At 39.0% G+C, this 23,547-nt stretch carries 18 protein-coding genes, 4 pseudogenes and 1 riboswitch; of the genes and pseudogenes, 7 read left to right on the forward strand and 15 right to left on the reverse strand.

From position 1 onward, the window contains the following. The first annotated feature begins 128 nt into the window (after nucleotides 1-128). Nucleotides 129-740 (forward strand): recombination protein RecR, encoded by a 612-nt coding sequence (gene recR / locus H3Z85_12650; protein ID QPQ50357.1) that lies wholly within the window; start codon nucleotides 129-131, stop codon nucleotides 738-740. Continuing rightward, nucleotides 740-1,579: a glycosyltransferase family 2 protein gene (locus H3Z85_12655; protein QPQ53892.1), complete on the forward strand. Its 840-nt coding sequence runs from the start codon at nucleotides 740-742 to the stop codon at nucleotides 1,577-1,579. The genes recR and H3Z85_12655 overlap by 1 nt, the downstream gene beginning before the upstream one ends. An 80-nt stretch (nucleotides 1,580-1,659) precedes the next feature. Here the strand turns inward: H3Z85_12655 and secG are convergent. From secG to H3Z85_12670, 3 genes and pseudogenes are all read right to left on the reverse strand, one after another. Beyond that, nucleotides 1,660-2,014 (reverse strand): annotated as a pseudogene (gene secG, locus H3Z85_12660) (preprotein translocase subunit SecG). Between the two features lie 243 nt (nucleotides 2,015-2,257). Next, complete coding sequence (locus H3Z85_12665; protein ID QPQ50358.1) at nucleotides 2,258-4,288, reverse strand: insulinase family protein; 2,031 nt, start codon at nucleotides 4,286-4,288, stop codon at nucleotides 2,258-2,260. An 8-nt stretch (nucleotides 4,289-4,296) separates the two neighbouring features. Continuing rightward, a complete protein-coding gene (locus H3Z85_12670) occupies nucleotides 4,297-5,610 on the reverse strand; it encodes an insulinase family protein (GenBank protein QPQ50359.1) in 1,314 nt (437 codons plus the stop codon). A gap of 238 nt (nucleotides 5,611-5,848) precedes the next feature. Here H3Z85_12670 and H3Z85_12675 point away from each other — a divergent pair, with 238 nt between their 5' ends. Together H3Z85_12675 and H3Z85_12680 are read left to right on the forward strand one after the other, a co-directional pair. Next, nucleotides 5,849-8,179 (forward strand): UvrD-helicase domain-containing protein, encoded by a 2,331-nt coding sequence (locus tag H3Z85_12675; protein QPQ50360.1) that lies wholly within the window; start codon nucleotides 5,849-5,851, stop codon nucleotides 8,177-8,179. A gap of 256 nt (nucleotides 8,180-8,435) precedes the next feature. Next, a pseudogene (locus tag H3Z85_12680) lies at nucleotides 8,436-11,202 on the forward strand (TonB-dependent receptor). 207 nt (nucleotides 11,203-11,409) lie between these two features. On the opposite strand, the gene tenA reads toward H3Z85_12680, so the two are convergent. The 5 genes from tenA to H3Z85_12705 form a co-directional block, all read right to left on the reverse strand. Further along, complete coding sequence (gene tenA / locus H3Z85_12685) at nucleotides 11,410-12,060, reverse strand: thiaminase II (protein ID QPQ50361.1); 651 nt, start codon at nucleotides 12,058-12,060, stop codon at nucleotides 11,410-11,412. Then, nucleotides 12,047-12,880 (reverse strand): bifunctional hydroxymethylpyrimidine kinase/phosphomethylpyrimidine kinase, encoded by an 834-nt coding sequence (gene thiD, locus H3Z85_12690; GenBank protein QPQ50362.1) that lies wholly within the window; start codon nucleotides 12,878-12,880, stop codon nucleotides 12,047-12,049. The genes tenA and thiD overlap by 14 nt, the downstream gene beginning before the upstream one ends. After that, nucleotides 12,877-13,506: a thiamine phosphate synthase gene (gene thiE, locus H3Z85_12695; protein QPQ50363.1), complete on the reverse strand. Its 630-nt coding sequence runs from the start codon at nucleotides 13,504-13,506 to the stop codon at nucleotides 12,877-12,879. Before thiE ends, thiD begins: the two co-directional genes overlap by 4 nt. Then, a complete protein-coding gene (gene thiM, locus H3Z85_12700) occupies nucleotides 13,503-14,300 on the reverse strand; it encodes a hydroxyethylthiazole kinase (GenBank protein QPQ50364.1) in 798 nt (265 codons plus the stop codon). Before thiM ends, thiE begins: the two co-directional genes overlap by 4 nt. 59 nt (nucleotides 14,301-14,359) lie before the next feature. Continuing rightward, nucleotides 14,360-14,452, reverse strand: a riboswitch (TPP riboswitch). Nucleotides 14,453-14,511: 59 nt separating this feature from the next. After that, nucleotides 14,512-16,353 (reverse strand): carbon starvation protein A, encoded by a 1,842-nt coding sequence (locus H3Z85_12705; GenBank protein QPQ50365.1) that lies wholly within the window; start codon nucleotides 16,351-16,353, stop codon nucleotides 14,512-14,514. A 287-nt stretch (nucleotides 16,354-16,640) separates the two neighbouring features. Here H3Z85_12705 and H3Z85_12710 point away from each other — a divergent pair, with 287 nt between their 5' ends. Then, complete coding sequence (locus H3Z85_12710; GenBank protein ID QPQ50366.1) at nucleotides 16,641-16,802, forward strand: hypothetical protein; 162 nt, start codon at nucleotides 16,641-16,643, stop codon at nucleotides 16,800-16,802. A 70-nt stretch (nucleotides 16,803-16,872) separates the two neighbouring features. On the opposite strand, the gene H3Z85_12715 is transcribed toward H3Z85_12710, so the two are convergent. The 3 genes and pseudogenes from H3Z85_12715 to H3Z85_12725 form a co-directional block, all read right to left on the reverse strand. Continuing rightward, nucleotides 16,873-17,460 (reverse strand): alpha/beta hydrolase, encoded by a 588-nt coding sequence (locus H3Z85_12715; protein QPQ50367.1) that lies wholly within the window; start codon nucleotides 17,458-17,460, stop codon nucleotides 16,873-16,875. 137 nt (nucleotides 17,461-17,597) lie between these two features. Next, nucleotides 17,598-17,980: pseudogene (locus tag H3Z85_12720) on the reverse strand (DUF3037 domain-containing protein). Next, nucleotides 17,967-18,740, reverse strand: coding sequence for an aminotransferase class I and II (locus tag H3Z85_12725; GenBank protein ID QPQ50368.1), 774 nt, complete (start codon nucleotides 18,738-18,740; stop codon nucleotides 17,967-17,969). The pseudogene H3Z85_12720 and the gene H3Z85_12725 overlap by 14 nt, the downstream one beginning before the upstream one ends. Nucleotides 18,741-18,811: 71 nt before the next feature. Here H3Z85_12725 and H3Z85_12730 point away from each other — a divergent pair, with 71 nt between their 5' ends. Together H3Z85_12730 and H3Z85_12735 are read left to right on the forward strand one after the other, a co-directional pair. Beyond that, nucleotides 18,812-19,654: a prolyl oligopeptidase family serine peptidase gene (locus H3Z85_12730; GenBank protein ID QPQ50369.1), complete on the forward strand. Its 843-nt coding sequence runs from the start codon at nucleotides 18,812-18,814 to the stop codon at nucleotides 19,652-19,654. A gap of 67 nt (nucleotides 19,655-19,721) precedes the next feature. After that, nucleotides 19,722-20,234 carry a hypothetical protein gene (locus H3Z85_12735; protein ID QPQ50370.1) on the forward strand — a complete coding sequence of 171 codons (513 nt, stop codon included), beginning with the start codon at nucleotides 19,722-19,724 and terminating at the stop codon, nucleotides 20,232-20,234. A gap of 71 nt (nucleotides 20,235-20,305) precedes the next feature. Here the strand turns inward: H3Z85_12735 and H3Z85_12740 are convergent, their stop codons facing one another. From H3Z85_12740 to fahA, 4 genes and pseudogenes are all read right to left on the reverse strand, one after another. Beyond that, the gene (locus H3Z85_12740; protein ID QPQ50371.1) at nucleotides 20,306-20,893 is read right to left on the reverse strand and encodes a hypothetical protein; all 588 of its coding nucleotides are present in this window, start codon (nucleotides 20,891-20,893) and stop codon (nucleotides 20,306-20,308) included. A gap of 12 nt (nucleotides 20,894-20,905) precedes the next feature. Next, nucleotides 20,906-21,727 carry a flavin reductase family protein gene (locus H3Z85_12745; protein ID QPQ50372.1) on the reverse strand — a complete coding sequence of 274 codons (822 nt, stop codon included), beginning with the start codon at nucleotides 21,725-21,727 and terminating at the stop codon, nucleotides 20,906-20,908. Between the two features lie 76 nt (nucleotides 21,728-21,803). Continuing rightward, nucleotides 21,804-22,211, reverse strand: a pseudogene (locus H3Z85_12750) (GxxExxY protein). 36 nt (nucleotides 22,212-22,247) lie between these two features. Then, the gene (gene fahA / locus H3Z85_12755) at nucleotides 22,248-23,495 is read right to left on the reverse strand and encodes a fumarylacetoacetase (protein ID QPQ50373.1); all 1,248 of its coding nucleotides are present in this window, start codon (nucleotides 23,493-23,495) and stop codon (nucleotides 22,248-22,250) included. Nucleotides 23,496-23,547: the final 52 nt, after the last annotated feature.

The raw sequence follows: 23,547 nt of genomic DNA on the forward strand, positions 1-23,547 counted from the left end.
TCTGAAGTGAAACCTAAAAATATAAACCTGGATTTAAAAACAAAAAAATGATTATTTACTCTATATTATAATGTTTTGTTTACATTTTCAATAGGTAATTTTCAGCTATAATCCCTATTTTTGTAACTATGGATTATCCAAGTAAAGTTTTGGCAAAAGCCGTTGATGAGATTTCAGGATTACCCGGAATAGGAAGAAAAACTGCGCTAAGATTAGCATTGCATTTATTAAAACAACCTAATTCCCGGGCTGTAAGCCTTGGGAATTCCCTGATTAACCTTGTTAATGAAATAAAATATTGCAAAGACTGTCATAATTTCTCAGATTTTGAGGTTTGTGAGATCTGCAGCAATGAAAAGAGAACCGGTGAACTGATCTGTATTGTTGAAGATGTGCGGGATGTAATTGCTATAGAAAATACCGGAAAATATACCGGAAAATATCTGATTCTTGGAGGAAAGATCTCTCCGATGGAAGGAGTGGGTCCCGGCCAGTTAAATATTCCGAGTATCGAAAGGAAATTAAATGAAGGTAAGGTGAAAGAATTTATTTTTGCCTTAAGTGCAACGATGGAAGGAGACACCACGGCTTATTATATTTACAAAAAATTTAAAAATTTCAATGTGAATTTTTCAAGTATTGCCAGGGGAATTTCAGTAGGGGACGAGTTGGAGTATGCGGACGAAATATCTTTAGGACGGTCGATTATCAATAGGTTACCTTACAACGAAAAGGATTAATTAATATGAAACTGTCAGTTATTATTGTAAATTATAATGTTACCCGGTTATTGAGAAACTGCCTTTTATCTATTCGAAAATATATAAAAGAAACTGAATATGAGGTGATTGTAATTGATAATGCTTCCACAGACAGTTCATGGGGAGACCTTATTCCCGAATTTCCCGAAGTCCGTTTTATGTCTTCCCAAACAAATGGGGGATTTTCGAAAGCAAATAATCAAGCCATACAAACGGCGAAGGGAGAGTATCTATTGCTTTTAAACCCTGATACCGAACTCGAAGGATTCTATATGAAAGATCTTTTGGATTTTGCCGATTCCCATTCAGGTTTTGGAGGCATGGGAGTACGTATGCATGACGCTCAGGGCAATTTTTTGCCGGAAAGCAAACGATCGGTTCCTGATATGTTCAACTCTTTTGAAAAACTGTTTACGAATTTCAGAAAGAATAATTCAAAATCTTATTATAGAAATGATATCGAGGAAAATGCCATTGCAGAAGTAGATGTGTTGACCGGTGCTTTTTTATTAGTCAGGAAAGACGTGTACGAAAAGGTTGGCGGCCTGGATGAAGCCTACTTTATGTATGGGGAAGATATAGACCTTTGCTATACCTTATTAAAGCATGGATATAAAAACTATTATTACGGTGAGGTTTCCATACTCCATCATAAAGGAGAAAGCACTATCAGAGACGAAGTGTATCTGGACAGGTTTTATGGGGCCATGCAGATCTTTATTGATAAATATTACCGCCATTCAAAACCGGTACAGTATTCATTTTTGAAAACCGGTCTGAAGCTCCGCCATAAAATTGAAAAGATCAAATTAAAATAATTGAAACTTCAAGTTTGTTACAATAAAAAAAGCAACCCGAACAGAGTTGCTTTTGTTTTATATCTGAGATAAGAATTTTCTTATTTAGTTGGTGCTACCGGTGTAGTAGCCGGAGTCGTTGTTGTAGAAGTAGCCGGAGTGCTTTGTTTTGCCGGAGCTTCTTTTTTAACGGGTTGCTGGGCAGGGGCCACTTGTGATGGTTTACCTGTGATCACAACGCTTAAAAAGGATAAGAACGATGATAGTTCCGCCTAGAGTCCATGTTGCTTTTTCCATGAAATCATTGGTTCTTTGTACTCCAAACTGTGCAGATGATGCTCCTCCAAAAGTACTTGAAAGACCTCCTCCTTTAGGGTTTTGAGCCATAATGATAATTACCAATAAAATACTGGCAATCATAATAAGAACCATCAATAGTGTAAATATAGTATCCATTAATTCTGATATCTTTTTGAATGGGCAAATTTAATCTTTTTTTACCGAACAACAAAAAAAGATGTCTGTAAATATGAATTAACTGCAAAAGTTTATTGATCAGACAATGTTTTTAGGCTAAAAAAGAGTTGATACCGTCATTTTCAGAAGCGGGAAAGCATACAAAGAACATCAATTTTAAACATCCCAGAAAAAAAAGCTGCCTTATTTGTAAGACAGCTCTTTTCTGTAAAAGAATATTATTTATTTAAAATCAGAATCCTTTGCCTGATTAAGCTGATAAGATTGCACGGTCATATTGATATCCATTCCGCCCATGTTCTGGATAATGGTAAACGGAAGTTTTACGCCTGATACATCTTTGTAATCTGCAAAGCTTGTCGGAATAGAACCTCCATCGCCTGCTTTTATTTCACCGGTTTTCAGTCCTGTTTTTACACTGTAATAGTATGTGTTTTTTGCACCCTTTACCACGTAGGAATCTTCGTTATTGTATTTTTCAATTCCGGTTAGCTTCAGGTCGGCTGATTTTGCAAACGTTAGTTCCGGGAAAAGCTCTGGTTCAGCCATCGAAGTTTTCTGCTTGTCGTTTAATGGCATTTTTTTACCCTGTCCCTCTACATATCCTTCTTTACCGTCAAAAACAATCTTCTGAACACTATTACCCATCATTTTCATATCCATCATCATTTTTCCCCCTTTTGCCTGGATCAGTTTCATACTCATATCCATTCCCTGGATTTTGGTGGTGGCATCAGCTGTTATCGAACTGATTTTTTGGACGGCTTGCAAGCCGCCGATTGCGTTGATATATTTATCTGCTACAGAACCGATCGTTACGCTGGTATCCATTTTTTGGGCTGCAGGTTTGGTAACCGGATTGGCTTCTTTATCGAAATATCTTACAGGATATCCTAATTTCTCAAGCCCTTCTGCAATATCAGATGCCTTACCGGCAATAAAAATCCTGCTCTGGCCAGGAAGAATAGTTGTTTTTACGGCATTAGAAATATCTGATGCAGTGACTTTATCAATGGATTTCAGATAGTTGGTATAGAAATCAGCAGGAAGCTCCTGTACTTTTTGGTTAAGGGCAAATTTTGCTATTGTTTCAGGTTTTTCTAAAGCCATGATGAAAGCTCCTTTCAATTTTGCTTTAGCATTTTCCAGTTCTTCAGGTTTTATCGTAGAAATCCCGTTTAGCTCATTCATCATTTCCTTCACAGCTTTATCCGTTACCTCATTTCTTACACTTGTCTGAGCAGAAAATTCCGGAGAATACTTACTTGGAGTAAGCATTGAATACGCTCCGTACGTAAATCCGTTTTTCTCCCTAAGGTTCATGAAAAGCCTTGCTTCACCGCCGCCGCCAAGAATATAGTTGGCCATCGTAGCAGGAAAATAATCAGGATCTTTCATCTTAAGATTGTTAAGATTGCTGACTGATAACACAGATTGTACTGCTGAAGGTACATCTACAACATTGATCTCGGTTTTGGCAACATTGGATGCCGGCTCTAATGCTGCAAATTTTGTATTTGACTTTTTCCAGCCTCCAAAAGCTTTTTCAATGTATGGTTTTATCTGCTCAAATTTTACATCTCCTACAATGACCAGATAAGCATTGTCCGGTGAATAATATTTGTTGTAAATATTCTGAACATCTGCCAGTTGGATCTTGTTGATAGACTCAATAGTCTGAAACTCTCCCCTCGAAGTATTTTTCCCGTACATCAGAGCATGGGAAACTCTTGCTGCTATAGAAGAGGCATTTTTTTCATCTGCCTTTAACCCTTCAATAGTCCTCTCTTTTGCATTTTGGATTTCCGAAGCAGAGAATTTAGGGTTGACGATTGCATCAGCCATTAATGCCAGTACTTCTGGAAAATATTTGGAAAGAGAACTGGAAGTGGCACCGTCTGAGTTGAAATTCAGTTTTGCTCCTAAAAAGTCAACTTTTTTATTGAATTCATCTTTGCTCAGGTTGGTGGTTCCATTATCAAGCTGACTCGCCATGATTTCGCTTACCCCCGCAATATTTCCTTCATAATAAGGAGGCCTGTCCATAGAAAGAGTCGTGTTTACTATTGGAAGTTTATTGTTTTCAACTACCATTACCGTAAGTCCGTTACTGAGCTGGAAGGTTTTTGGTTGGGCAATGTTGATGGCTGGGGTAGGGCCCGGCTTAGGCATTGCATTAATATCAATCTTTTGTGCGGTAAGCATTCCTGCAAATAAAAATGCCGCTGCTATATAAGTGAATTGCTTTTTCATGGGTAAAATTATTTTTTCTCAGGAATGTAGTTGATAATGATTCTTTGATTGGAATTCAGATATTTTTTTGCTGCATTTTGAATATCCTGTCTGGTGATAGATCTGTAAATATCGATTTCCTTGTTGATAAGATCTGTATTTCCCATCAATACATGATTGGTTGCCAAAGACGCTGCAATCCCCTGAATACTTGAATTTTGATTCACAAACTGATTTTCAAACTGATTTTGAAGCTTTTGATAATCCTCTTCAGAAATTAAAGTGGTCTGAAGCTTTTTGATCTCAGCATCAATGTCAGTCTGCAACGTCTGTTTTGTGGTTTGCCCCATCGGGATAGCAAAGAATGCAAAAATACTGTAATCTTCAAGCCCCTGGTTGAAAGCAGCTACCTGAAGTGCCTTTTTCTCCTGGTCTACCAGTTTTTTATATAATACAGATGATTTACCATTACTTAAATAAGAAGAAAGCATGTCCAGAACATAAGCATCTTTCTCTTTATTGGCAGGTGTTCTATAAGCAAAAACGTATGCCGGAAGCTGGATGTTCGGATCTGTTGCAGTAACTTCCTTTTCCTGTGTAATCGGACTTTCTTTAGGAAAATCTTTGGGATAAACGGTACCCTTTGGAATAGCACCATAATAGTCTTCGATCCATTTTTTAGTCTGTTCCGGTTTGATATCTCCTGCTACCACTAAAGTGGCATTGTTAGGAACATAATATTTTTTATAAAAAGCCTGGAATTCTTCAAGTTTTGCAGAATTAAGATCTTCCATAGAACCAATGGTTGGCCAGTTGTAGGGATGTTTGGTAAACAGGTTCTTTTGAATCGTTGGGAAAAGATTTCCATAAGGCTGGTTATCCATTCTCAATCTTTTTTCTTCCTTTACTACTTCTCTCTGGGTATCCACACCAATCTGGTTGATTACTGCGTGGCGCATTCTTTCAGATTCCATCCAAAGGCCGAGTTGTTCATTATTCGACGGGAAAGTTTCATAATAGTAGGTTCTGTCGTTGGTCGTATTGGCATTGTTTTGCCCTCCGTTGGAAGATACAATTTTAAACCATTCTCCTCTTTTGATATTGGGAGTTCCTTCAAATAAAAGATGTTCAAAAAAATGGGCAAAACCTGTTCTGCCTTTTACTTCATCCTTGGCTCCTACATGATACATTACACCCGTAGTTACTACCGGAGCCGAGTTATCCTGATGAAGAATGACGTGAAGCCCGTTGGGAAGGTCATATTCCTCGAATTTGATTTGCTGTGCATTCAGCATGAGCCCGAAGAAAGCTACGGCAGCAGCAGAAAGAAGTCGTTTTTTCATAAACTTAGAAATTGTTTGTCAATAAGTAGAAAAAGTGAATTAAATGTTACAGAAGAGACTTTTATAAATTGAAATTGAAAATGGATGGGTAGAGGATAATGATCGGTATATCTGTTTTCAAAATGTATAATTATTGTCCGGGTACAGGTTGTACAGGGCCTCTCTTATGTAAGTTTCTTTTCAGAGTTTGAATTCTCCTCTGAATACATTAATTTTGTGTTCCCAAATTTTTTGCAGTATGGACTATTTGAAAGGACTCAATGAATCACAATATGAAGCTGTTACCTCTTTACAAGGCCCTTTGATGGTACTTGCAGGAGCAGGTTCCGGAAAAACGCGTGTACTTACAATGCGTATCGCCCATTTGATACACAATGGGGTAGACCCTTTCAATATTCTGGCCCTTACCTTTACCAATAAAGCCGCTCGTGAAATGAAAGAGCGTATCGCCAAAGTAGTAGGAGACAGCAATGCAAGAAGCCTTTGGATGGGAACATTTCACTCGGTTTTTGCGAGAATTTTAAGAATTGAAGCCCACTATCTGGGATATCCTTCCAATTTTACGATCTACGATCAGCAGGATGCGCTGAATGTGATCAAAAAAGTATTGAAGGATATGAATATTGATGCCGACCTTTATAAACCGAAAAAAGTTCAGGCGAGAATTTCTACCTACAAAAATAATCTGATCACGGTAAAAGCCTATTTCAATAATCCGGAGCTGATGGAGGCTGATGAAAAGGCCAATATGAAGTTCATCGGGCAGATTTATCAACGATATGTAGAGCAGTGCTTTAGAAACGGATCTATGGATTTTGATGATCTTTTGTTGAAAACCAACGAATTGTTGACCCGTTTTCCTGAAGTGTTGGCCAAATATCAGGACAGATTCCGGTATATCATGGTGGATGAGTACCAGGATACCAACCACTCACAGTATCTTATCGTAAAAGCATTGGCTTCAAAATTTGAAAATATCTGCGTGGTAGGGGATGATGCACAGTCAATCTATTCATTCCGTGGGGCTAATATTTACAATATTTTAAACTTTAAAAAGGATTATCCGGATGCGATAACAGTATCTCTGGAACAGAATTATCGTTCCACGCAGAATATTGTAAATGCTGCGAACGTGGTTATTGCTAAAAACTTACAGCAATTCAAAAAAAACGTGTTCAGTGATAATGAAGAAGGTGATAAAATTAAAATATACCGCTCTCTTTCCGATGCTGATGAAGCTAACTTCGTAGCAGGAAATATCTGGGAACTGCGTAACAGAGATCAGAGGAAATACAGCGATTTCGCTATTTTATACAGAACAAACTCTCAGACCAGAGCATTTGAAGATGCGTTAAGACGTAAGAATATTCCCTATAAAGTATATGGAGGCCTTTCCTTCTATCAGAGAAAAGAGGTAAAAGATTTAATCGGTTATCTTCGTCTTCTGATCAATGAAAATGATTCAGAGGCGTTAATGAGAATCATCAATTACCCTGCAAGAGGAATTGGAGAAACCACTCAGAATAAACTGATTGTATTTGCCGATGCTCAGAATATTTCTGTTTCCAAAGTTTTGGATAATCTGCCAATGTACGCACCACAATTAGGGCTGAACAATGGGGTTTTAAACAAATTGAATGACTTCTGGTCGATGATCAAAGCTTTTCAGGTATTGCTGAAAACAGATACAGCGTACAGTGTAGCAATGGAAGTGGCCAAACGAAGCGGACTGATCAAATTTTTAAAAGATGACCAGACACCGGAAGGAATTTCCAGGGTAGAAAACGTACAGGAATTGATGAACTCTATGCAGGGATTCATTGAAGAACAAATGCAGCTGGAAGACGGAGATCCAAGCCTTTCCAATTTCCTTGAAAATATTGCCCTTTCTGCAGATACACAGGATAAAGAGCTTGAAGATGACATGGTTTCCCTGATGACGATCCACCTTTCAAAAGGATTGGAGTTCCCGGTGGTACACCTGGTAGGTCTTGAAGAAAACCTGTTCCCAAGCTTTATGAGCTCAGCTACCAGAGAAGATCTTGAAGAAGAAAGACGATTGTTCTATGTAGCTTTAACAAGAGCGGAAAAGCAGGCATTTTTCTCTTATGCTGTTTCCCGTTTTCAGTGGGGGAAAATTACAGATGCAGAACCATCCCGATTCTTGAGCGAAATCGACGACGAATATATTGAGTTCCTTAATCCTGCCCTTGAAAAAAGATTTATCAATAATGCCGGCGTAAAATCCAATATTTTTGATGAGCATCCTTCTGAGATGAAAAGTTTCAGAAAAGTGGAGAAAAAGACAATGGACAGAGGAGAAACCTCGAAACCTGCTCCTGAAGCCAGAAAACTGAAACCGGTAAGTACAGCCAAAATCATCAATCCAAGCGGAGCTTCTTCTCAGGATATTGAAGTTGGAGATAAGGTAAGACATGATCGTTTCGGAATTGGTGAAGTGTCTTTCTTAGACGGTACCGACCCTCAGAACATCAAAGCAAAAGTTATTTTCATCCACGAAGGAGAAAAAAACCTGATTTTAAAATATGCGAAACTGACAAAGATTTAAGCATAAAATACTTCAATAAATATAATTAATACAAAACGGATTCAAATGTGAGTCCGTTTTTCTTTTTAACATTTCCGCTATAGATTTTTTTGTTAAATCGTAACGGTTACATGAAAAAAGAATTAACTTTAATAAGGGATAGAAAGAAACGATAATTATTTTTTATAAAACAAAGTCTATTATTTTTGTGGACTAATGAATAAGTTTTACATTTGCACCTTGTAAAAACATAAATGTTCAATCAAATTCTAACTAAATGAGAAATAAAAAAACTATTCTTTCGGCCTCTGTTCTGTTTTTCCTTGGGGTATATACCTTCGGACAGGAAAAAGACAGCATAAAGACCAATAATGTAGAAGAAGTAGTGGTACTGGGCTCCAGAGCCGGGGCAAGATCAAAAACTGACAGTCCGGTTCCTGTGGATGTATTCAACATCAAGGAATCTTCAGTCATTTTACCACAAAATAATATCGGCCAGATTCTAAATGCTATAGCTCCTTCTTTTACGTCTACCATTCAGACCAATTCAGATGGTACCGATCACCTGGACCCTGCTCAGCTTAGAGGGCTTGGCCCTGATCAGGTATTGGTTCTGATGAACGGAAAGAGAAGACATACCTCAGCATTGGTCAATGTAAACGGAACTCCCGGAAGAGGAACGGTAGGAACCGACCTGAACGCTATCCCGTCTTTTGCTTTAAACAGAATTGAAGTATTGAGAGATGGGGCTGCTGCCCAATATGGTTCAGATGCCATTGCCGGAGTCATGAATCTTGAACTTAAAAGGGATACAGGGGAAACTGGCCGGCCAGATCAGCTACGGAGGCAATTTGACCCCTGCCGCTAATGACCATACCGGAAACTTTGACGGGCAGAATATTCAGCTGGACCTGAATTATGGTAATAAAATCGGGACTAAAGGTGGTTTTTTCAATATTACCTGGTCCTCGCAATTCAGAAATCCTACCTACAGAGCAGGAACAGAAAGTGCTCCTATCTATAATGCCTATAACGCCATCGAAAGACGTGCACTCAATGACGGAGTGAACCTTTCTTCTCTGTTTAATAATATAGGAAATACTCCTAATTCTCAGCAATTGGTAAATTATATCCATCAATATGCCAAGAATGTGGATTATTTTTCACAAAAGTTACAGGATGATATTCAGGGAGCCAACACGATCGGAGCATTACAAAATGTGTTGAAATCCGGAAGTTTTACCAGGGATCAGCTTAACTATATAACGGATCAGGAATTGGCCTACAGAGGGCAGACCAGAAAGGATTTCAATATGCAGGTAGGACAGTCTAAACTCAATAACCATCAGCTTTTTATCAATGCTGAGGTACCTGTGAGTGATGATTGGAAGGTCTATACTTTTGGAGGCTACAGCCTGAGACATGGTACTTCCGGAGGATTTTACAGAAGACCAAGTGAAAGCAGAACCTTTACGGGATATTATCCGGACGGTTATCTTCCACAGATCAGTACCGATATCCAGGATATCTCGCTGGCTGCCGGAATCAAAGGAAAATGGGACGGCTGGCATGTCGATTTGAGTAATACTTTCGGGCAAAACTCTTTTACATATAACATCGGCAATACAGGAAATACGTCGTTGCGGTTTGCTTCTCCCAAGGAGTTCAATGCCGGAGGTTTAAGATTTACCCAAAACACCATCAACCTTGATTTTTCTAAGAAATACGATGTCCTGGAAGGATTAAATGTGGCTTTTGGAGGTGAACACCGTTTTGAAAATTTTAAAATGACCGCAGGGGAAGAAGCTTCCTATGCTACCTATGATGTTTTCGGAAATGTCTGGAACGGAAATTCCCAAAGACCTACTGATTTCTTTGGAGCCTCACTTCCGGGTGGTTCACAGGTGTTCAGTGGATTCAGACCTGAAAATGCTGTCAATAAAAACAGACAGTCAGTAGCAGCGTACGCAGATCTTGAATTCAATTTTACAGACTGGCTTTTGGTAGATGCCGCAGCGAGATATGAAAATTATTCGGATTTCGGTTCTACTTTTAATTATAAACTGGCCTCAAGAATCAAAGTAGCCCCGAATTTTAATGTAAGGCTGGCGGGATCTACAGGATTCAGGGCGCCATCCATTCACCAGATCTACTATAATGTTACGTCTACCCTGTTCGTAACTTCACCTCAGCTGCCAAACGGACAGCTTCTGGAGGTTGGAACATTCAGTAACGATTCACAGGTGGCAGGATTACTAGGAATACCAAAACTGAAACAGGAAACATCCAAATCGGCCAGTGTAGGATTTACCTATAAAATCCCATCCGTGAATTTAACATTCACTGCTGACGGATATTTTACCAGGATTGATAACAGAATCCTCCTTACTGACCAGTTTTTAAAAGCCAGTGTGTCTGATGACGCCAAAAAAATCTATGAGCAGTTAGGGGTGAATGCAGCACAGTTCTTTACCAATGCCATTGATACGGAGACAAAAGGATTGGATGTGGTTATCTCGCACAATGCAAGATTTTCCGGGGTAAAATTAGATAATAATTTTGCCATAAACCTTAACCAGACAAAACAGGTGGGAGATATTCACTCTTCCGGGCTTCTGCGATCTCCGGAGCTTGAAAAAATCTATTTCTCTGAAAAATCAAGAGTCTACCTGGAAGAAGCAGTACCGAGAGTAAAAGCGAGTCTTTCTCATACCCTTACCTGGAAGAACGCCAGTTTCTATCTTAGGAATACCTATTTTGGTAAAGTGACCGGTGCAGATGTACTCGATGTCAATGGAGACGGTGTCATAGGATTCAACGAACATCAGAAAATAGGAGATAAGATTATTACCGATATTTCTGTGGCGTATCAGTTCACTAAAAATATCGGACTGACTTTAGGGGTCAATAACCTGTTTGATATTTATCCTACGAAAAATCTTCCCGCTTCGGCCAATAATGACCAGTTTGTCTATTCACGGTCTACTTCCCAGTTTGGACAAAACGGACGATATGTGTTCAGCAGGCTTAACTTCAACTTTTAATCAAGACTGATATTTATAAAAAACGGAACTTAAAAATGAGTTCCGTTTTTTATTATATAGTGTTGGAGAAGCCATAATAGGTATATCCTGTGTTTCTTTTGTCTTTAAAAATTTGTGATTTAATAGGTAAATCTTGCATTGCTGTAAATCACAAATTGAAATTTTCAGTGATTAGGATAAAGCTTTAGCTTCCTTCCTCCAGCTTCCTTACTTCCATTTCTTCAGTTCATAGGCTGCTTCCCAGAAGTGATATTCCATTCTGGATGCTGTGGCAAAGGCTTCATTCATTTTTTTTCTTGTTTCTTCGGTCGTGTTTTCAGCTAATCTGTCACAGATGGCGATAGCCTGATCTACAGCTGTTGAAAATTCTTCTCCCGCATACGTGGCAATCCATTTTTCATAAGGATTGTCAACTGTATTTTGAATCTCATAAATATAATTTCCAACCTCGCGATAAATCCAGAAGCAGGGTAGAACTGCTGCAACGGCAATTTCTACAGATTCCAGCGCTGCAGTACTTCTCAGAAAATGAATATAATGATGACATGCAGGTTCTAAAACTCCCTTATCTGTTAATCCAAAATCTTTGAAGTAAGATTCATGAAGGGCATTTTCCACAACAATGGCATTTTCTGCAAAGCGCATAAAAGCCAATACATCATGAAGATCGGTAATTTTCGCGGCAATTAAAGAGAGAGTCCTTCCAAAATGCTCCAGGTATAAAGAATCCTGGGCCATATAAAAACGGAATTTATCTTTTGGTAAGCTGCCTTCCGATAATTCTTTGATAAAAGGCATATTAAGAATTGACTGATAGCATTCTTGTATTTCCTTCCAGGTTGATTCAGACCATTTCATTTTTGATAAGTTTTTGAGGATTAAAAAAATGGTTCAGCGGTCCGTTTCCGTGACCAGTTTGTACATCGGTTCCATTTTCTATGGCCTGATAAACATATTGCTGCCCAAGGGAAACCGCCTCAAATAAATTTTTTCCCTGAGCGATATATGCTGCAATGGCGGATGAAAGGGTACAGCCTGAACCGTGGGTATTGTTAGTATTGAATTTTGTTGTTTCAAAAGAGTGAAATTTTTCATCCTCATCATAAAACAAAGAAGTAATTGTTGAGGTTTCCTGATGACCGCCTTTGAGAAGAATCGTTTTACAGCCGAGCTTTTTGATTTTGGCTCCTGCAGTATATAAATCTTCCAGGGTTTCTACCTTCATATCGGCTAAAATCGCAGCCTCGTCCATATTGGGGGTGATGACATCTGCAATGGGAAACAACTTTTCAGTAAGTGCTGTGATTGTTTTTTCTTCAATCAGACGGTGTCCGCTGGTGGCAACCATTACCGGATCGAAGACCACAGGTATTTTGGGATATTCTGCCAAGGTGGAAACAATGGTTTCTACCAGTTGAGGAGTATGAACCATTCCGATTTTAATAGCATCAGGAACAATGTCGTCCAGAATTGCCTTTATCTGATCCGCCACTGCTTCTACAGGTACAGGATATATTTTTCGTACCCCCTGAGTATTCTGAACAGGCAAAGCCGTTAATACCGAAGTAGAATAGCAACCTAAAGCAGAAGTTGTTTTAATATCAGCCTGAATACCGGCACCACCGCTTCCGTCGAAACCTGCAATGGTCAATACGGATGGATATTTATATTTTTTCATTTTACAATTTCATTTTTTAATTCATAAGCTGCTTTCTGAGGATCTGCAGCGCTGCATATTGCAGAAACGACAGCAAGGCAATCAGCTCCGGCATGGATGACTGCCTTTGCATTTTCCACCTGAATATTGCCTATCGCTACCAAAGGTTTTTGGGTGAGTTGCCTGATTTGATTAATTCCTTCCAGTCCCCATTCTATGATAGTGTCTGTCTTGGTTTTTGTTTTAAAAACAGGACTTATTCCCAGATAATCAGCTACTACAGTTTGTTCATTGTCAAGTTGTGTCAGATCCTCTATAGAATAACCGATTATTTTATCCTCAACAAGAGATCTCAGTTCAGTAGGGGCCATATCATGGTTACCAACATGAATACCTGCTGAATTTGCTTTTTCCGCAACAGTGATATTATCGTTGATGATCAGCGGAATATTATATTTATTTGTCACTTCAATCAATTGCAACGCCTTTTGAAGAAATATTTCCGTATCATCATTTTTTTCGCGGAGCTGTATAATATCTACGCCACCAAGTATGGCTTGTTCTGCAACTTCCAGAAAGTTTTTCCCCCTGCAATCTGCTTGAGAAATTACCAGGTATAACGAGTAAGGGAAAGTTTTCAACCTCATGATTTTGTAAGTTTTAAATGGCCTGTAAATTCTTCTTCAGTCATATTGTATAATTTGTCAGTCAAATGAACCTGAAGACTGCCCGGACCATTGCTTTCACGAACAGCCAGTTCGCCCGCTATTCCTAATAATGCCATGGCAGCAGCAGTTCCGGATGCTTTATCTTCTGTAACCCCGATGAAAGCACCAATCAATGCCGTAGCAGAACATCCCAGTCCTGTTACCTTGGTCATAAGAGCATGCCCGTTTTTGATCTGTATAGATTGATTTTGGCTAAGAATGATATCCGTTTCTCCCGATATACAGACGATGGTGTTATATCGGTTAACCAGGATTTGTGCGGCTTCAACAGCGTCATAGCTTGCTGCTGTACTGTCGACTCCTTTAGTGACGGTTGTATGGGTTTTGGCCAGAGCTATAATCTCTGAAGCATTTCCCCGGATTACGGTAGGATGAAATTGTAATAGGTGCTGCAATGTCTGGTCCCGAAAAGAAGTAGCTCCCGCACCTACCGGATCCAATACCCATGGCTTATGGAGCATATGCGCGGTTTCAGCGGCTAAACGCATGGATTCTGCCCAGTATTCATCAAGGGTGCCGATATTAACAACCAGAGCATGAGCTATACTGACCATTTCTTTGATTTCAGAATGCGCATGCGCCATAATAGGAGAGGCTCCAGCAGCCAGAAGGGCATTGGCTGTATTGTTCATCACTACATAGTTGGTAATATTGTGAACCAGAGGAGACTTTTGTCGTACAAGCTGAACCTGTTGCCAGAGAATTTTTTCCATTGTTATTATTCAAAATAAAATAGCTTTAGGAAAAAATCCGAAACAAAAAGACATAAGAAATCAGTCATTTTGCTTTTCCCTACGTCGGTGTAAGCCGTATCAGGTTCAAAGGGACTCTCTCAATTCTTTTCAGAATACCCCTAAAGCAAAACAAATGTATAAAAATTATCACAGGAAGCAAAGACCTTTAACAGATTTTGCTGAGCGTCTATCATCTCTCTACCAGCTCTTTCACCGGTTCTCCGTAGTAATCAATCTCTGTTGTTTTGATTTGAAGAAGCTGGTACCATTTTCTGAAAGCTCCTATGAAAACAATCAGCATCAGGACCATGGCCGTTACGGCTAAGGCAGCTAATAAATACTGTTCTTTCGGAATATAAATGCTGGTCACCTGAATATATCCGGCCCAGAAAGTAATTATTGCCATAAAAACACCGGGAATAGCCGAGCATAATGCATACTTTCCTCTGTTCATCCTAATCAGCATCGTAGTACAGACAATCAAACCACAGGCAGCCAGCAGCTGGTTACTAATGCCAAATAATGGCCAGATGCTGCTTACATTTCCGGTGTATACCAGATAGCCCCAGGCGAAAGTAAATAGCAAACTGCTGATGATAATTCCGGGAACCCAGTTTTTATCATTGAATTTTGGAACAACAGAACCCAGCATTTCCTGTAGAAAGAAACGTCCCACTCTGGTTCCTGCATCAATAGCCGTAAGGATGAATACTGCTTCAAACATGATGGCAAAATTATACCAGTACGCTGTCAGTTGATCCATATAAGGGATTTTGTTGAAAATGTGAGCCATTCCCACAGCCAGCGAAACAGCACCACCGGTTCTTCCGTAAAGGTCAATACCAATTTTTTGAGAATAGTAATCAATATCAACTCCATGTAATGTAGGATGTGCAGCCAGAAATGAATCATAAGCATCTTTCGGAGTGTTGATGGCAAAATAATCACCGGGCATCAAGGTACATGCAGCGATCAGAGCCATAAGGGCTACAAAGCCTTCTACCAGCATAGCACCGTATCCTACGAAAAGAATTTCTTTTTCTTTATTGAGCATCTTGGGAGTGGTTCCCGTGGCGATTACCGCATGAAATCCGGAAATGGCTCCACAGGCAATTACAATAAAGATGAAGGGAAGTACCGGGCCGCCGATCACAGGACCGCCTCCATTTACAAATGCAGTAATAGCCGGCATCTGTACAGTAGGGTGGATGACAATGACGCCAATGGCCAGCATAATGATTGTCCCGATCTTAAGGTAGGTAGAAAGGTAGTCCCTTGGAACTAAAAGCAACCAAACCGGTAATACGGATGCCAGAAAACCATAAAGGGGGATGGCTATAGAGATGGTTTTAATATCCCAGGAGAATAAATTATTCATCGTAGGGTTCTGCATAAGACCATGTCCGCCGATAATGCCGGCAATTAACAGGATTCCTCCCAGAATACTGGCAAAGAGAACGCTGTTTTTTTTGTAACGCATGATCAATCCCATGATGATAGCGATGGGCATTGTGATGACTACTGTAAAGAGTGACCATGAGGCTTCATGCATCGCATTGATACAGGCAAGGGATAACCCCGCAAGTGTAAGAATTAATATAAACAGGATCGCAAAGCCGGCTACGGTTCCCGTAGTTTTACCGATTTCTTTTGAAGCAATAGTGGCGAGACTTTGCCCTTTATGCCGTACAGAAGCAAACAATACAACCATATCATGCACCCCGCCACCCAGCACGCAGCCTATCAGGATCCACAATGCACCGGGAAGATATCCGAATTGGGCGGCGAGAACAGGTCCTACCAAGGGCCCGGCAGCAGCAATGGCTGCAAAGTGATGCCCGAAAAGTACGTTTTTATTTGTTGCTACATAATCTTTACCGTCGGCAAATTCCACGGCAGGGGTCGTATGTTGATCATTAAGCCGCAAGACTTTGTTTGCAATAAAAATACCGTAAAAACGGTAGGCAATAACAAAAATAAGTACAGATACGAATATAAGGGTTAGAGCATTGATATTGTCCAAGAAATCCATATTCTTCAGGTTTTAAAGTAAATAATTTAAAGTATTGTCTTTTTTGTTGAGAATAAATTAAATATTAGCCAAGGTAATTATTTTTTAAATAAAAACTAACGATATGTATATCAATCTAGCAAATTTTTTGCTCCGTTTTTATCTGTACTTTTATTTATGGATGTTTAAACAATTTTAACAGATCTAAAGTATAGTTTTATTTTTTCTGCGAAACAATAAAATCTACTGTCTGATCTGTCATTTTATCAAGAGCGGTTTTATCTGTTGTGGAAAAACTGTGCACTCCGTTGTCAATAATAATTAAGGAAGTTTCTACTTTGGCTCTTTTAAGTCTTCTGTACAATTTCTTAGACTGGCTTAAAGGAACGATCTTATCTTTGTTTCCCTGGACAATTAAGGTCGGAACTCCTGTTTCAGTATATGTTGAAGGAGATATTGTTTTGAGATAATCGATGGCTCTGTCCTGATCTTTTTGCAGATCGTATCCTGAGATTCCTTTTACCAGACCTTGCTGTAAGCTTACAATCTTTTTGAAATCATTCCTACCATAGCTACCGGAATAGTCCCCAGTCTGGTATGGAAAAGCTTGTTCAGATCTACCGGTCCGTAATGATCGACAACATAATTCACTTTTGCAGAATATGGTGAAAGGTCAGGGCTTCCTTTAAATGTATCATCGGGAGTGTAGGCTGCTACGAGAGACAGATGCGCACCGGCTGATGCCCCGAAAAGGCCAATATTGTTGGTGTCGAAATTATATTTTTCAGCATTTTTCCTTACCCATCGCACCGCGTCCTTGGTGTCTTGCAATGGGAGAGGGAAGTGGGTGCTGTCATTGAGAAGGGTGTAGTTGATACTGATAACGGCATATTGTTTTGCCATCAGTTTGGCGATCGTGTTTTCCAGGTAATTATCTGCATATACGGCTTTGCTGCCTTCTATCCATCCGCCGCCGTGAACATAAATCAATACCGGAAGTTTGCCTGAGATATTTTTCGGAGTGTAAAGATCCAGAGCCAGGGAATCTCCTTTTTTACCGGTTTTATAACCAATATTTTCAGAAATTGTAGCTATTTCAGGGAGGAGTGTACTTTTTGCCCTTTTCACTTTTTCAGGTGACTGAGAAAATGATTGAGCAAAAGTAAGGGAAGACGAATTTAAAAATAAAATAAAAAACAGGCTTGCAAGAAACCTGTTAATCGATATGTAGTTAAATAATTTCATACTGTTTTTTTGAGAGAATCTTATTTTACTAACTCCTCAAAAAGTTTACCAAAAGTGGCTTCAAGGTCCATAGATTTTCCGGGATGAGGTCTTGAAGTTTGAACGACCGCACTTCGCACGGCAGTTAACCAGCGGAAACGCTCCGGAATATCAAGCTGGGCAATCGGCCCTCCTTCTTTATCGCCATTGGCAATTTTCTGAAAACTTGTCAGATTCTGAATAATATCATCATAATCCAGCTTGCTGTGCATCAGTTTAAATTTATCCGGACACAAATAGAATTCTACTTTGATGAATTTTTCTTTTTTGAAAACATCACTAATCCGATATTGAAAAATTCTTCTCTTTCAACTTTGGGTACCAGGCGTATTACCGCATATTCATATATTTTATCCTCTTGCATTTTTAGCTTCGTTTACAAAGATTTGAGAATTTTCTAATCTGGTTTTCATAAACTGAAAATAAATCTCGCGAATTTCATCGGGAGTTTCATCAGCATCATTCCAGTGCAGCCAGTCTTCAGGAATAGAATTGACAATATCTCTGAAAAGATCGTCATTCAGTACTTCATGAGCAAATCTGTCTGCTTCATCAAGCATTTTAGCTTTAGGCAGCAGTACGTGGTCTTTCACATATTTGAAAGGTGTTTTTGCCGCAGCATCAAAATTCTGCCATGAATGATGAAAGTAGAACGAAGCACCATTATCAATAATCCAAAGTTCTTTATGCCACATCAGCATATTGGTATTTCTAAAAGTACGGTCGATATTGGTAATAAATGCATCCAGCCACACTATTTTTGATGCCAACAGCGGATCGACACTCACACCCGGATCATAGGTAATGGAGCCGGAAAGATAATGTAGTCCAAGGTTCAGACCTTCTGAAAATTTCAACAGATCCTGTATTTCTTCGTCTGCCTCGGTTCTGCCAAAATCAGCATCAAGATGGATAAAAACAAGCTCAGGAATCTTTAATCCCAATGCTTCCGTAATCTTTCCTCCTAAAAGTTCAGAGATCAGCATCTTCACCCCATGGCCGGCACCACGGAATTTTAACACATATTTGAAATCATCATCAGCCTCTGCCAGAGCCGGAAGTGAACCTCCTTCTCTCAGTGGCAGAATGTAACGCTTCACGGTTACAGTTCTTAAATTCTGCATGACACAAAAATAAGCTTATTTTTTTATAGTTTTTTTCATAAATTTCGATTAAAATTAATTGTATTTGTCGTATGAATCTGACTATTAAGAAAAATATAAGGCTGGAAAATCCGGAAACAAGAAGCTTTCTTGCGGATAGCTTCTATACTGAAGGACGTGAAAAACAACCTTTGATCATCTTTGTTCATGGCTATAAAGGCTATAAAGACTGGGGTGCCTGGGATCTGATGGCAAAAAAGTTTGCGGAAGCAGGTTTTTTCTTTGTAAAGTTCAATTTTTCACATAACGGAACAACGGTAGAGGATCCTCTTAATTTTGCAGATCTTGAAGCATTTGGAAATAATAATTACTCAAAGGAATTATCTGATCTTGGTTTAGTGATTGACCATTTTATTGCAAATCCCCAAGTGGATGAGGAAAAAGTCATTCTGATCGGTCATAGCAGGGGTGGCGGAATTTCTATCATTAAGACCTTTGAAGATGAAAGAATCAACGGATTGATTACGTTGGCAAGCGTTGATACGCTGGAGCGGTTTCCGACAGGAGAACTTCTTGAGAACTGGAGAAACAAAGGGGTGTATTTTGCTCTTAATGGCAGAACCAAGCAGGAGATGCCCCATTATTACCAGTTTTATGAAAATTATAAACAAAACGAGCATCGTTTTGATGTAGAACGCGCTGCTGAAATGGCTAAAGCCCATATGCTGATTGTTCATGGAACGGATGATGAAGCGGTAGAGGTGAAGCAGGCAGAGCATCTCCATATTCTTCATCCCAATTCGGAATTATTCCTTATTGAAAATGCCAATCATACGTTTGGAGCTAAAGAACCCTGGACAGAAGACGAACTCCCTAAAGACCTGAATACTTTGACAGAAAAATGTATTGATTTTATCAACAAGAAGATGTTTTGAAAAAAGGTTTTTAAAATAAAGTAATTTGAAATACGTTATACTATTAAATCACCATATTAAATTAATTATGAAAAAGGTTATTGCAGGCGCATTGGCGCTATCATTATGTACAGCTGTAGTTTCTTGTAAGAAAGAAACGCAAACTCAATCTTCTGTAAGCACAGATACACTGGCTACCGTACTTCCAAAGGATTCCGGAGCTGCGCCAAAGACTGATTCGGTATCGTCAGCACCTTCAGCACCCGCCGGCATAGAGTCTATTACTAAGAATGACGGAAAGTATCCGCATGAAGTGAAGCTGTTTGAAGATAAAGCTTTTACAGACAGGCTGAAAAAAATCTTAGGAAAAGAATATGACGGAATGGTAACAGCGTTCAGCGTAGAAAGCCCTATAGTATCTGAAAACGGGATTTATAAACTGCACGGATGCAAGCAGCATGACTGTCCGGGGTATGCCACATCTATCTATTATGATTCTAAAAATGACAACCTGAATGTCTCTATTGATAAAAACGGAAAGATTTCAGATTTTACAGAAAACGGAAAGATTCCGGTTTCAGAATCTTTGAAATCTAAATAGAATAAAATATTACAATGTAACGAAAAAAGGAGTGAAACTGTCACTCCTTTTCTATTGAATATCGTCTGTTTTTACGGCGTTCTTTTTACCGATTTTAAAAGAGCTCTGAAGTTTTTCATGGTCATCATTTCTGTTGACGGATCGAAGACGGTGGCCTTTTGATCTTTCTCTACAGAAACTTCTGAAGATGCTTTGAGGGAATATATTTTTTTCATGGTGCCAATGTCATACACCTCCATCATGGCAAATGTTTCATTCTTTTTATATTCATACTGAAGGCCAATGGAATTATCCAGGCTATTTCGCACCTTTAAGGTATAAATATTGACCAGAAAATTATAATCAGAATTGTTTTTCAACACTTCAAGATCTTCAATTTCGGGTTCAAACGGTATGCTGTTTTGAATGATATTTTCCGCTTTTGCTGTTTTTAAATCAGAGGCTTTACCATTGCTTAATTTCTGAAATAGTTCCAGGACTTCTTTGCTCATCATTTCTCTGTGGTGAGCGCTTACACCGGTTCGGATATCATTGATCAGCCATTTTTTGTCTTTTGAAAAGACGAGCGATTTACTATAGATCCCGTAATCTTTTCTTACCGGATAATAACAGGATTGCAGTGCTATCAACAGCAAAAATAAGAAGATAAGCTTTTTCATGGCCGTCCCGAATTATTTAATTAAAACCTTCCAGGCTTCTTCGATTTTACTTTCAAGTAATAATTTCTGTGCATCCTGATGAACATTTTCATCCGCATGGTATTCTCCTGACGGCAATACTTCAACGTTGGCCAGCATTCCCAGGTCATTTCCTGTAAAGATCGTACTGTATTTGATGGCATCCGGTAATAGATCAAAGCCGATTCCTTTTGTTACCAAAGGCTTGGGAACTTCGAAAAGGCTGTTTTCATTACTTCTCGAATACCAGTTGCTGCCTAACCGTGCCACCATATCCAGTTTTTGCTGATCAAGGTTTCCGGCCTCATTCAGGTATTCCTCTCTGATATGAATCTTCTGCACTTCACAAATAACCAGATTTCCGGCACCTCCCAGGTCACCCAGAGATTTTATTTCTAAAACTTTACATTCAAAATTAACCGGACATTCTTCAATGAGTTTAGGTTTCACCAGATCAGCATCTTTCATCGTCAGGCCAGACTTGATAAATTCGTTTACTCCTGTTTCATATTCTGTTGACGCCAAAGAAATCTGTTGTACAATGGGAAAATTAACAGTTCCAATCACAACTTCCGGAACTTCGAGAACATTCTCAAGAGTATGTTTGGTCGTATTATCCCGTACTCTCCTTGAGGGTGAAAAGATCAGGATCGGAGGAACGGTACTGAACATGTTGAAAAAGCTGAACGGAGATAAGTTATGATTACCATTTTTATCCACTGTAGAAGCCAATGCAATCGGACGCGGTGACACGGCTGTCTGCATGATGGTTTGTAGCTGTACGGAGGTTATTTCAGAGGGGATTACTGTTTTCATATTTATAGCTATAAAAAAATCATATAACCACAAAAGTCACAAAAGTCTTTAGGCAAATATTGTTAATCATTAAAGCTCAAAAAAGCATATCATAATATTTGTTGACAAAAGTTTCTTGTCCATCATGATAAAGATTTTTTACATTAAAATTGACTAATATGCCTTTTGGCTTTTTCATCAAATTAATATAGTTTAAAAGCTGAGCCCTATGAACATCATTTAATTAAGCTACTGATTTTATCTCAATAACAATTAAATCTTCAATTAAAAAATCACAAAAGAAATCACAATGAATTTCTTTTCCTTTGTAATTTACAGGAACTTTCAGCTCTGATTTAAAATTAATATTTCTTAATCTGAATTCTTCTTCAAGGCATTTATGGTAGACACTTTCTAATAAACCGGCACCCAGAATTTTGTGAACTTCTATGCAGGCGCCGTTTATCTTGTAGGTCAAATCAGTTAAATATGACAGAGTCATCATAAATCCTTTTGTGACTTTTGTGGTTAATCTTTAATCTTAAAGTGTTGGAATAATTTTACCGGAAACTTCACCGAAACCTACTCTGATTCCATCTTTTTCAGCCCATGCTTTCATGGTAACGGTATCATTGTCTTCGATGAATTTTCTTTCTTCTCCGTTGCTTAATGATAAAGGATTTTGGCCTCTCCATGTCAGTTCAAGCATTGAGCCGAAAGATTTTGGATCGTTTCCTGAAATCGTTCCGCTGGCATACATATCACCTACTTCCACATTACATCCGTTGATGGTGTGATGGGCAAGCTGCTGGGTCATATTCCAGTACATGTGCTTGTAATTGCTTTCACAGATCAGGTTTTGATCTCCGTTTTCAGGCTGGATGTAGACTTCAAGATTGATATCGTAATTTTTGTCTCCTTCAAATTTTAAATAATCCAAGACCTCAGGATCCTGTACCGGTGAAGCTGTTTTGAATGGCTCTAAAGCCTCGAGAGTAACTACCCAGGGTGAAATGGATGAGCCGAAGTTTTTCGCCAGGAATGGTCCGAGAGGAACATATTCCCATGACTGAATATCTCGTGCAGACCAGTCATTGAAAACCACCATTCCGAAGATGGCGTCTTCAGCATCTTTTGTAGAAATACTTTCACCCATCTCGGTATTTTTGTTGATGATAAAAGCCATTTCCAGTTCAAAATCCAGCTGCTTGCACGGCCCGAAAACAGGTTTGTCTGCATCGGCAGGTTTCATTTGTCCTTTCGGACGGTTGATATCGGTTCCGGAAACGACGATAGAGGAAGCTCTTCCGTGGTAACCTACCGGTAAATGTTTCCAGTTTGGTAACAATGCATTGGCAGGATCACGAAACATTTTTCCTACGTTGGTAGCATGTTCGATGCTGCTGTAGAAATCCGTATAGTTCGGGATATGAACAGGCATCATCATTTTTATTTTATCCAGGTCGTAGAATGCTTCTTCAATAGTTTTCTGATCTTTTGACAGAGCTGAACCTTCCTGTAATAAGGTCTGGATTTTGGTACGAACGGCATTGGTGACCGGCTTACCCAGTTCGATAAATTCGTTGATGGTATAGGCTTCAAAAACATTGTCGTTTAAACCTTCAATATCTTCAAAATACCCAAGGTCATATAATGTGGCAAGATCAATAACCTGATCACCGATTCTCGTACAACATCCGATGAATTCTTTATTAAAAACTGCGACTCCGAAAGGAATATTGTGTATAGAAAAATCCGAATTTGAGGAATAGTCTACAAATGATTTCATAAGTTTAGATTTTGAGTTAGTTAAAATAGTATTCCGAGAAGTTTCAGCTCCT

It is taken from the genome of Chryseobacterium indologenes (assembly GCA_016025055.1).
GTDB lineage: Bacteria > Bacteroidota > Bacteroidia > Flavobacteriales > Weeksellaceae > Chryseobacterium > Chryseobacterium indologenes.

Coding starts and splice junctions, on each gene's coding strand:
- recR (QPQ50357.1), top strand. CDS start 129: ATGGATTATCCAAGTAAAGTTTTGGCAAAAGCCGTTGATGAGATTTCA.
- H3Z85_12665 (QPQ50358.1), bottom strand. CDS start 4,288: ATGAAAAAGCAATTCACTTATATAGCAGCGGCATTTTTATTTGCAGGA.
- H3Z85_12670 (QPQ50359.1), bottom strand. CDS start 5,610: ATGAAAAAACGACTTCTTTCTGCTGCTGCCGTAGCTTTCTTCGGGCTC.
- H3Z85_12675 (QPQ50360.1), top strand. CDS start 5,849: ATGGACTATTTGAAAGGACTCAATGAATCACAATATGAAGCTGTTACC.
- tenA (QPQ50361.1), bottom strand. CDS start 12,060: ATGAAATGGTCTGAATCAACCTGGAAGGAAATACAAGAATGCTATCAG.
- thiD (QPQ50362.1), bottom strand. CDS start 12,880: ATGAAAAAATATAAATATCCATCCGTATTGACCATTGCAGGTTTCGAC.
- thiE (QPQ50363.1), bottom strand. CDS start 13,506: ATGAGGTTGAAAACTTTCCCTTACTCGTTATACCTGGTAATTTCTCAA.
- thiM (QPQ50364.1), bottom strand. CDS start 14,300: ATGGAAAAAATTCTCTGGCAACAGGTTCAGCTTGTACGACAAAAGTCT.
- H3Z85_12705 (QPQ50365.1), bottom strand. CDS start 16,353: ATGGATTTCTTGGACAATATCAATGCTCTAACCCTTATATTCGTATCT.
- H3Z85_12725 (QPQ50368.1), bottom strand. CDS start 18,740: ATGCAGAATTTAAGAACTGTAACCGTGAAGCGTTACATTCTGCCACTG.
- H3Z85_12730 (QPQ50369.1), top strand. CDS start 18,812: ATGAATCTGACTATTAAGAAAAATATAAGGCTGGAAAATCCGGAAACA.
- H3Z85_12735 (QPQ50370.1), top strand. CDS start 19,722: ATGAAAAAGGTTATTGCAGGCGCATTGGCGCTATCATTATGTACAGCT.
- H3Z85_12740 (QPQ50371.1), bottom strand. CDS start 20,893: ATGAAAAAGCTTATCTTCTTATTTTTGCTGTTGATAGCACTGCAATCC.
- H3Z85_12745 (QPQ50372.1), bottom strand. CDS start 21,727: ATGAAAACAGTAATCCCCTCTGAAATAACCTCCGTACAGCTACAAACC.
- fahA (QPQ50373.1), bottom strand. CDS start 23,495: ATGAAATCATTTGTAGACTATTCCTCAAATTCGGATTTTTCTATACAC.